8 protein-coding genes are annotated in these 7,309 nt (G+C 67.6%); 6 read left to right on the top strand and 2 right to left on the bottom strand.

Annotated elements, in window-relative coordinates:
* Positions 1-1,100, top strand: a 1,100-nt coding sequence (locus tag D0901_RS12960) for a 1-acyl-sn-glycerol-3-phosphate acyltransferase (RefSeq protein ID WP_233440426.1), incomplete at its 5' end; no start/stop codon positions are given.
* On the opposite strand, the gene D0901_RS12955 is transcribed toward D0901_RS12960, so the two are convergent.
* The gene (locus tag D0901_RS12955; RefSeq protein ID WP_129140718.1) at positions 1,083-2,369 is read right to left on the bottom strand and encodes an HlyC/CorC family transporter; all 1,287 of its coding nucleotides are present in this window, start codon (positions 2,367-2,369) and stop codon (positions 1,083-1,085) included. The two genes, D0901_RS12960 and D0901_RS12955, sit on opposite strands and share 18 nt — an antisense overlap.
* Before the next feature lie 77 nt (positions 2,370-2,446).
* Positions 2,447-3,247, bottom strand: a complete 801-nt coding sequence (locus D0901_RS12950) for a cytochrome C assembly family protein (RefSeq protein WP_129140717.1) — start codon at positions 3,245-3,247, stop codon at positions 2,447-2,449.
* A gap of 220 nt (positions 3,248-3,467) precedes the next feature.
* On the opposite strand from D0901_RS12950, the gene ffh reads away from it, so the two are divergent.
* The 5 genes from ffh (at position 3,468) to rplS (ending at position 7,259) form a co-directional block, all read left to right on the top strand.
* Positions 3,468-4,889, top strand: coding sequence for a signal recognition particle protein (ffh, locus tag D0901_RS12945; protein WP_129140716.1), 1,422 nt, complete (start codon positions 3,468-3,470; stop codon positions 4,887-4,889).
* A gap of 167 nt (positions 4,890-5,056) precedes the next feature.
* Positions 5,057-5,323 carry a 30S ribosomal protein S16 gene (gene rpsP / locus D0901_RS12940; protein ID WP_129140715.1) on the top strand — a complete coding sequence of 89 codons (267 nt, stop codon included), beginning with the start codon at positions 5,057-5,059 and terminating at the stop codon, positions 5,321-5,323.
* 13 nt (positions 5,324-5,336) lie between these two features.
* Entirely contained in the window at positions 5,337-5,885 is a 549-nt protein-coding gene (gene rimM / locus D0901_RS12935; protein ID WP_129140714.1) for a ribosome maturation factor RimM, read from the top strand.
* A gap of 65 nt (positions 5,886-5,950) precedes the next feature.
* Positions 5,951-6,739 (top strand): tRNA (guanosine(37)-N1)-methyltransferase TrmD, encoded by a 789-nt coding sequence (trmD, locus tag D0901_RS12930; protein ID WP_129140713.1) that lies wholly within the window; start codon positions 5,951-5,953, stop codon positions 6,737-6,739.
* Between the two features lie 163 nt (positions 6,740-6,902).
* Positions 6,903-7,259 (top strand): 50S ribosomal protein L19, encoded by a 357-nt coding sequence (gene rplS, locus D0901_RS12925; RefSeq protein ID WP_129140712.1) that lies wholly within the window; start codon positions 6,903-6,905, stop codon positions 7,257-7,259.
* The last annotated feature ends 50 nt before the right edge of the window (positions 7,260-7,309 follow it).

Here is a 7,309-nt window from a genome sequence, read left to right as displayed (position 1 = left end):
GGGTGGGGGCGGGGGCCATGCTCTGCGCCCGGCTCTCCGCCGGTCGCCTCGAACTCGGGCTGGTGCCGCTGGGGGCGCTGGTGATCGCCGCCGCCGGTTTCGACTTCGCCGCCCGCCCGGTGCTCCCCGGCGAGAACCACGACCTGCTGGCCGTGCTCGGCCTGCCGGGCTTCTGGCGGATGAGTCTCGACCTGGCGCTGGTGGGGCTCGGCGGCGGGCTGTACATCGTGCCGCTGTACACCCTGGTGCAGGTCGCCAGCCGCGACGACCACCGCGCGCGGATGATCGCCGCCAACAACCTGCTCAATGCGCTGTTCATGATTCTCTCGGCGCTGTTCGGCATCCTGCTGCTGACCGTGCTGGACGCCTCGCTGACGACCTTCTTCGCGGTGCTGTCGGGGGTCGCCCTGGCGGCCGGTGGCGTGGCGTTGATCCTCAACCCCCGGGCGCTGCTGCGCCTGGTCGTCTTCGCCCTGACCCACGTGCTCTATCGGCTGCGCTTCTCGGGGCGCGGTCATATTCCGGCGGAAGGGCCGGCGCTGGTGGTCTGCAACCACGTCAGCTTCATGGATGCCCTGATCATGGGGGGCGGTTGTCCGCGGCCGCTGCGTTTCCTGATGGACCGACCGATCTACGAGTCGCCGTGGCTCAACTGGTTCTTCCGTCTCGCCGGGGCGATCCCGGTGGACTCCGAGCGCCGCGATCCGGGCGGCGTCCGGCGGACGATGGCGGAGGTGAGCCGGGCGCTGCGCGACGGCGAGGTGGTGATGCTGTTTCCCGAAGGGCGGCTCACCCCGGACGGCGACATCCACCGCTTCCGTCGCGGCGTCGACATGATCCTGGCCCGCGATGCGGTACCGGTGGTGCCCGCCGCGCTGGCCGGCTTGTGGGGGTCGTGGACGTCGAATCGCAATGGGCGGGCCTTGACCACGCGGCCGCGGCGTTTTCGGGCCCGGGTGGCGCTGGTCTTCGGCGAGCCGGTGCCGCCCGAGCAGGCCGACGGTCGGTTGCTCGAGGCGCGCGTGCGCGAACTCAAGGAGACCGCCGAGGCCCGGCTGGGTGGCGCGCACCGCGCCAGTCGCTCAATAGACCACGCGTGAGCGGCGAACCGCGGGCTGCCAGCAGCGCGCCGCGGTGATCAGGTTGTCCTTGACCTGCAGGATCTCCATGCGCGTGGCGCCGAGCTGCAGACAGGCCGGGGCGTCGGGGAACGACTCCAGGTGCTCGATGATCAGGCCGTTGAGCGTCTTGGGGCCGTCGGTGGGCAACTGCCAGCCGAGCATCTTGTTGATCTCGCGGATGTTCGCCGTGCCCTCGATGACGTAGCTGCCGTCATCCTGCAGGTGGATCTCCTGATGCATGCCGGCGACGTCGGTGGTGAACTCGCCGACGATCTCCTCGAGGATGTCCTCGAGCGTCACCAGCCCCTCCACGTCGCCGTACTCGTCGACCACGATGCCGATGCGCCGCTTCTGCTGCTGGAAGTTGAGCAGTTGGGTATGCAGCGGCGTCGACTCGGGAATGAAGTAGGGTTCGCGGGCTTCCTGGACGATCGAGGCCTTGGTGACCTCGCTCTTGGACAGGAAGCGGGCCGCGTTGCGCAGATGCAGGATGCCGATGATGTTGTTGATGTCGCCCTTGTAGACCGGCACGCGGGTGTGCTGGCTGGCACGGATCTGGGCGAGGATGCTGTCCAGGTCGTCGTCGAGGTCGATGCCGGCGATCTCGTGGCGCGGCACCATGATGTCGTTGACCGTGACGTTCTCCAGATCGAGGATCGACAGCAGCATCGCCTGGTGGCGACGCGGGATCATGGTGCCGGCCTCGTGGACCACGGTGCGCAGCTCGTCACGAGTCAGGTTGTCGGCGCCGCCCTCGATGTTGCGCACGCCCATCAGGCGCAACAGGCCGTTGGAGATGGCGTTGACCATCCACACCAGCGGATAGAGCACCTTGAGCAGCGGTTCCAGCGCCAGCGAGGAGGGGTAGGCGATGCGCTCGGGCTTGATCGCCGCGAAGGTCTTGGGGGTCACCTCGGCGAAGATCAGCACCACGATGGTCAGCACCAGGGTGGCGATGGCCGGCCCCGAGACTTCGCCGAAGAAATGGATGGCGATGATGGTGGCGATCGAGGCGGCGAGGTTGTTGACGAAGTTGTTGCCGATCAGGATCACCCCGATCAGCCGGTCGGGGCGCGCCAGCAGGCGCAGCACGCGCTGGGCCCGCCGCTCCCCGCTCTTGGCCTGATGGCTCAGGCGATAACGGTTGATCGACATCATGCCCGTCTCGGAACTCGAGAAATAGGCGGATAGCAGAATCAACAAGACCAGCAGGCCGAACAGCAGTCCCAACGGGATGTCGTCGCTCAAGGTCGGGGGGTCCTCAGTCGCGTACCAGGCTCGTTTGTAGGGAATCGGCGCGCCCTGTGTCAAGGCGACGGGCGGCCTCAGACGTCGTGAAAGACCACCTCGATGGCGAACTTGCTGCCGAAGTAGGCCAGCAGCAGCAGCGTGCAGCCGCCCAGTGTCCAGCGCGCCGCCTTGATGCCGCGCCAGCCGAAGAAGTGGCGTCCGGCGAGCAGGGTGGCGAAGATCACCCAGGCGGCGAACGACAGCACGGTCTTGTGCACCAGGTGCTGGGCGAACATGTCGTCGAGGAACAGCATGCCGCTGACGATCGACGCGGTGAGCAACAGCATGCCGACCCAGATCAGCTCGAACAGCAGCCGCTCCATGGTGGTCAATGGCGGCAACGACTGGACCAGCCCGCGGGTGTGATGGCGGCGTAGCGCCTGGTTCTGGCGGGCCAGCAGCATCGCCTGGACGGCGGCGATGGCGAACAGCGAGAAGGCCAGGATCGAGGTCAGGACATGCACCATGATGCCCGGGGTGAGGCCGGCCGGATGGCTGCCCACCGGCACTTCCGTGGCCAGCAGGATCGACAGCGCGGCGACCGGGAACAGCCCGGCGGCGGCGCTGAGCACCGGCTTGGCGAGACTCGCCACCAGCAGCAGGATGGCGACCAGCCAACTGATCAGCGAGGCGCTCGCCGACACGCCGAGACTGAGTTCGCCGAGATCGCGCAGCGCCGAGGCGATCACTACCGTGTGGCAGACCACGGCCATCAGCCCCAGCCCGCGGACCAGGCCGGGGCGCGGCGGTACGCGGCGCAACAGCGTCAGGCCCTGCCAGGAGCCGGCGCCGAGATAGAAGGCCATGGCCAGAACAGCGAAGGGAAACGCCTGCATGGTGGGAACCTGCCGACCCGGTGAGAGGATGACAAAGGGAGAATCATTCGCGCCACACTATATCGGATTCGCCCTGCCGCGCCCAGTTCTGCGCTGGCGCGAGCATGGAGACCGCTGCACGGAAGGCGTATAATCGGCCGCCAACACGTCGGCGCCCGCCGGCCGGGGCCTGTCGGCTCCGCCGGTGTGGCGGCCCGCGCATCCATTGCCGGAGAGTCCCATGTTCGAAAGTCTCTCGGAACGTCTGTCGAAGACGCTCAAGTCGATCACCGGTCAGGCCCGCCTGACCGAGGACAACATCAAGGACACCCTGCGCGAGGTGCGTCGCGCGCTGCTCGAGGCCGACGTCGCGCTGCCCGTGGTCAAGGCCTTCATCGATCGCGTCCGCGAGCGGGCGGTGGGCCAGGAAGTCTCGCGCAGCCTCTCGCCGGGTCAGCAGTTCGTCAAGATCGTCCAGCAGGAGCTCGAGGCGATCATGGGCGAGGGCAACGTGCCCCTCGAGCTCAAGCAGCAGCCCTCGGTGATCCTGATGGCCGGCCTCCAGGGCGCGGGCAAGACCACCTCGGTGGCCAAGCTGGCCAAGTATCTGCGCGAGCGCGAGAAGAAGAAGGTGCTGGTGGTCTCGGCCGACGTCTACCGGCCGGCGGCCATCGACCAGCTCGAGACCCTGGCCGGTGAGGTCGAGGCCGATTTCTTCCCCTCGACCAGCGACCAGCAGCCGGTGGCCATCGCCGAGGCGGCGATCAAGCACGCCCGGATCCAGTTCCACGACGTGGTGATCGTCGATACCGCGGGCCGGCTGCACGTCGACAGCGACATGATGGACGAGATCCAGGCGCTGCATAAGGCGGTCTCGCCGCAGGAGACGCTGTTCGTCGTCGACGCCATGACCGGCCAGGACGCCGCCAATACCGCCAAGGCCTTCCACGAGGCCCTGCCGCTGACCGGGGTGGTGCTGACCAAGGCCGACGGCGACGCCCGCGGCGGCGCGGCCCTGTCGGTACGCCACATCACCGGCAAGCCGATCAAGTTCATGGGCATGGGCGAGAAGGTCGATGCCCTCGAGCCCTTCCACCCCGATCGCGTCGCCTCGCGCATCCTCGGCATGGGCGACATGCTGTCGCTGATCGAGGAGGCCGAGCGCACCGTCGACAAGGGCAAGGCCGAGCGGCTCGCCAAGAAGGTCAAGAAAGGCGAAGGGTTCGACCTCGAGGATTTCCGCGACCAGCTCCAGCAGCTCAAGAAGATGGGCGGCATGGGGGGACTGATGTCCAAGCTGCCCGGCATGGGGCAGATGGCCGAGGCGGCCCAGGGCCCGGGCGTCGAGAAGGAGTTCGGCAAGCTCGAGGCGCTGATCAACTCGATGACCCCCAAGGAGCGCCGCAAGCCGGAGATCATCAACGGCTCGCGCAAGCGGCGCATCGCCGCCGGTGCCGGCCTGCAGGTCCCCGATCTCAACCGTCTGCTCAAGCAGCACAAGCAGATGCAGAAGATGATGAAGAAGGCCGGCAAGAAGGGCGGCATGCAGAAGATGATGCGCGGCATGGGCGGCATGCCGGGCATGGGTGGCCCCGGCGGCATGGGCGGTCCCGGCGGTATGGGGGGCATGGGCGGCCCGGGCGGCGGCTTTCCGCGCCGCTGAGCTGCTGGGGCGGCCGGGTCTTGTCAAGGAAAAAGGTTTCCAACGCCGGCCGATTTCCGTAGAATGCTGCGTCTTCGTGGCAAGCTGCGCGCATGCGCGGCGCGAGACTGCAGCCGCAGTCGTCACTGTGGCGTAATTTCTGAATTCAACCGAAGGATAGTAACGCAATGGTTACCATTCGTCTGGCACGGGGTGGCGCCAAGAAGCGTCCCTTCTATCACCTGACCGTCAGCGATTCGCGCAAGTCCCGCGATGGTCGCTTCATCGAGCGCGTCGGCTTCTTCAACCCGGTCGCCCGCGGCCAGGAAGAGCGTCTGCGCGTCGACCTCGACCGCATCAGCCACTGGCAGGGTCTGGGTGCCCAGGTCACCGAGCGCGTCGCCGAGCTGATCAAGGAAGCGCGCAAGCAGCAGACCGCCCAGGCCCAGGCCTGAGTGCGTTCCCGGCATGCCGAGTGACGTGACGCGACAAGGCGATACGGACGACTACGTCGTGCTGGGCAAGCTGACCAGCCCGCATGGTGTCAGGGGCTGGCTGAAGGTGTATTCGTACACCGACCCGATGGAAGGCATCCTCGACTACCCCGAGTGGGTCCTGGTGCAGCACGGTTCGCAGCGTGTCTATCGTGTGGCCGAAGGGCGCCGTCAGGGCAAGGGGCTGGTGGCCGGCCTGGAGGGAGTGACCTCCCGGGAGCAGGCCGAGCAACTGGCCGGCGCGGAGATCCTGCTGGCCAAGGCGCATCTGCCGCCGCTCGAGTCGGGCGATTTCTACTGGCACCAGCTCGAGGGACTCAGGGTCGTGACGCTCGAGGGCGTCGACCTGGGCTACGTGGATTACCTGTTCGAGACCGGCGCCAACGACGTGCTCGTGGTGCGCGGCGATGCCGAGAGTCTCGACGAGAAGGAGCGCCTGCTGCCGTTTCTTCCCGATGAGGTGATTCGCGAGGCGGATCTCGATGCCGGCCGGCTGACGGTCGACTGGGATCCGGAATTCTGAAGGCCGGGGCGACCCGGTCGAGCGACGCGCCCGGCGCCGTCGCTGACTGCTCCATGGATCAGGCCGTGTGGATTGGTGTCGTCTCCCTGTTCCCGGAGATGTTCGAGGCCGTGACCGGCTTCGGCGTGACGGGGCGGGCGGTCAAGCAAGGGCTTCTGGACGTCGAGTTCTGGAACCCGCGGGATTACGCCACGGACCGGCATCGGACGGTGGACGATCGCCCCTATGGCGGTGGTCCCGGGATGCTGATGAAGGTCGAGACGCTGCGCCAGGCGATCCATGCGGCCCGGGATCGGGGCGAAGCGCGCTTCGGCGTGCCGCCCAAGGTGGTCTACCTGTCGCCGCAGGGGCGACCTCTGGATCAGCGGGGCGTGCACGAACTGGCGGCCAGCGCACCGCTGGTGCTGGTGGCCGGCCGCTACGAGGGCATCGACGAACGCGTCGTGGAGAGCGACATCGACGCGGAGGTCTCGATCGGCGACTACGTGCTGAGCGGCGGCGAGCTGCCGGCGATGGTGCTGATCGATGCCGCGGCCAGGCTGGTGCCCGGGGTGCTCGGGCACCAGGGCTCGGCGGTGGAGGATTCCTTCACCGACGGGCTGCTGGACTGTCCGCACTACACGCGCCCGGAGGACATCGACGGGCGGCGGGTGCCGGAGGTCCTGCTCAGCGGCAACCACGAGCGGATTCGTCGCTGGCGCCTGCAGCAGGCCTTGGGCAGGACCTGGTTGCGGCGCCCCGAGCTCCTGGAGCATCGGACGCTGGACCCGGAGCAGCGCGAGCTGCTCGAGGCGTTCATCGAGGAATACGCCAGATTGGCGGAGGAGCGTGCCGGGTCGGTCGAGGCCGACTGAGGAGCCTGCCGGGTTACGGCTCCGCACGGTACGCGTCACCCATTGTCGTTCCCGCGTCGTCGAACGTCGGGATCACACGCCCGGCGGGCATCGCCACGGTCATCGTACCGTCAGCGCAACGCGGCGAGCCCGCCCGGCAAAACATCAGTCAAGGAGTCGTAACATGAGTGGCAAGAACAAGGTGATCCAGGCGCTCGAAGCCGAGCAGATGGAAAAGGCCATTCCGGAATTCGCCCCCGGCGATACCGTGGTCGTCCAGGTCAAGGTCGTCGAGGGTAACCGCGAACGTCTGCAGGCCTTCGAAGGCGTGGTGATCGGCAAGCGCAACCGCGGTCTGAACTCCGCCTTCACCGTGCGCAAGATCTCTCACGGGGTCGGCGTCGAGCGGACCTTCCAGACCTACAGCCCGCTGGTCGACTCCATCGCCGTCAAGCGTCGCGGCGACGTGCGTCAGGCCAAGCTCTACTACCTCCGCGAGCGCAGCGGCAAGTCGGCACGCATCAAGGAAAAGCTGGCCTGAGAAGGCCGGCTTCCGGGGCGCGACAGCCGTCGCGCCCTGTGCCGAGCGAC

Origin of the sequence: Modicisalibacter coralii, assembly GCF_004117855.1 — a bacterium.
GTDB lineage: Bacteria > Pseudomonadota > Gammaproteobacteria > Pseudomonadales > Halomonadaceae > Modicisalibacter > Modicisalibacter coralii.
This window is presented reverse-complemented; position numbering and strand designations above follow the sequence as displayed.